Source organism: Vibrio sp. 2132-1, assembly GCF_033344315.1.
On record NZ_JAWPON010000052.1, the window covers coordinates 1 to 1,896 of the forward strand.

The window sequence follows — 1,896 nt, forward strand, 5'->3', positions numbered from 1 at the left end:
ACAGATTTCGCTTGGGAAAAAAGTTAACGAAGCTTTTGACTTGGTGACACAGAGCAAAGTGCTCTAACAAAGCATTTAAGAGTGATTCGCAACGCGTGACTCTGTAACGAAAATCACCTCCCCCTATTGATTAATGTATACCAATTTCATAGAACCACTTGAAGATGTATACATTAATCAGAATCCAAATTTATGCCTGAGCCACACTCAAAATCGGTGTCTATTATTCCTATTATGTTAAACGGGCGAGTTAGCTATCAAAAACAGCCCTTAGAACGCCATCAGAGGCTCTAGGCACGTTTTTAAGCACTTACTATGCCCTACTGACCCAGAAATCGGGCTGAAAGTTTGTGACGCTTTTCAGGCGATTTACAGGGCAAAGATGGCGCTGTTCGTTTGAAACAAAAAACGCCCTCTAAGGGGCGTTTTTCTAGGTTTTATCAAAAAATTAAGTAATTTAAAGATGCAACATTGGGTTCATCTGTTGGTGCAAGATCCGGATAACAAAGATATCGAACTCTCGAACTCGATAAAAAATGGCGTGTTTCTGATGATCATGACGACGTACGCCAGAACGAAGTTCGGAACAATCTCGACCAATGAATGGTGCCTCTGACAGAGTTTGTAAACATTGTTCCATTTCATCGGTGTAGTTGTCGGCTTGCTCTGCGCCAAAATTTAAAAAGGTATATTCGTAGATATCCCCAAAATCGTCTGCTGCTTTTTGGGAAAGTTTATACATGCAGCTTGGCCTTTCTTCTTGCTGCCACTTCTTTTAATGACAAGGAACACTCTCCGCTCGCCTCACCCTCATCGAGCGCTTTTCGCAGTAAGTCTTGTTGATTCTCTTGTTGTTCGAGTAGTCGCAATGCACTTCTCATCACTTCACTTGTTGAGCCGTAACGACCTGTTGCGATCATTCTTTCGATAAAACAATCAAGAGATTCTCCGATTGTGACGCTTGTTGTTCTAGCCATAAAATCACCATTTGTTAATTATTAACACACCTAGTATACCTCTTCATTTTCTCTTTTTCTCTAATTGCTTATCACACCATGCCATGAGCTGTTCGGCTTTCAATGTTATTACCCCCAGAGCCAACATACCCAAGATGTAACTCCACCCCAAAGCATTCCCCCAACCCGGTATGTTGTCACTCACCACAATGAAAACAGCGCAAAATGATAATGCTGTAAAAATAACTCGAATAAACATAACAGCCTCTTTCTCATAGATTCTTTTATCCACCTTACCATCAGCGTTTTGTTTCCTAAGTTTGGCTCTTGATCATGCAGCTCAAAAACGCCTAGCGTTCAAAATGCACATCACCGGCCCAGGATAAACTTGCAGTTTATCTTGGGCTAGTGATGCGACAAGCGCAGCGCGTCAGTTCGTGAGGGGCTACTGCCCCTAACCCCGTCAAATTCACTCAAAGCACCGCCCTGTTGCTACGCAATTCAGGCGGTACTTTTCGCAAATTTCGCGAGCCTACTCGCGCTATGTAGAAATTAAAATTTCCACATAGCGCGAGGATTTATCTAGCCAAAACGAATTTCACGCAACAAAGAAGCTGCAACATTAACTCTGTTGACAATGCTTAACCAGTTTCATAACCTCAAGACTTACCTTACTGCAAAAGCAGGACCCTGACCGCATAGCCGATTCGGCTGGTCTACGTTGCATTCAGAGCACCGTCCGGTCAGAGAACCGAGTTAATTTTGCTCTAAGTCTGTGGAGTGTACGGCTTAGTTAACTCCGTACTCGCTGGTAATAATTGTTGAGCCAGTGACGCATCTCAAAGTAGCGAAATCATAAATCAACAACGCACTCCATCTGCGGAAATGGACGTTTTAGGTGTGAACAGTCAGCCTACTTTTTCGTTAAAAAGTCAAAATG

3 protein-coding genes are annotated in these 1,896 nt (G+C 42.8%); all 3 read right to left on the reverse strand.

The window, feature by feature from the left end:
- Positions 1-457 precede the first annotated feature (457 nt).
- Genes R8N47_RS23340 through R8N47_RS23350 form a run of 3 tightly spaced genes read right to left on the reverse strand, consistent with a single transcriptional unit; the run spans position 458 to position 1,248 of the window.
- Positions 458-742: a type II toxin-antitoxin system RelE/ParE family toxin gene (locus R8N47_RS23340; RefSeq protein ID WP_012615283.1), complete on the reverse strand. Its 285-nt coding sequence runs from the start codon at positions 740-742 to the stop codon at positions 458-460.
- The gene (locus tag R8N47_RS23345) at positions 735-977 is read right to left on the reverse strand and encodes a type II toxin-antitoxin system ParD family antitoxin (protein ID WP_012615282.1); all 243 of its coding nucleotides are present in this window, start codon (positions 975-977) and stop codon (positions 735-737) included. The genes R8N47_RS23340 and R8N47_RS23345 overlap by 8 nt, the downstream gene beginning before the upstream one ends.
- A gap of 43 nt (positions 978-1,020) precedes the next feature.
- Complete coding sequence (locus R8N47_RS23350; protein WP_318185875.1) at positions 1,021-1,248, reverse strand: hypothetical protein; 228 nt, start codon at positions 1,246-1,248, stop codon at positions 1,021-1,023.
- Positions 1,249-1,896: the final 648 nt, after the last annotated feature.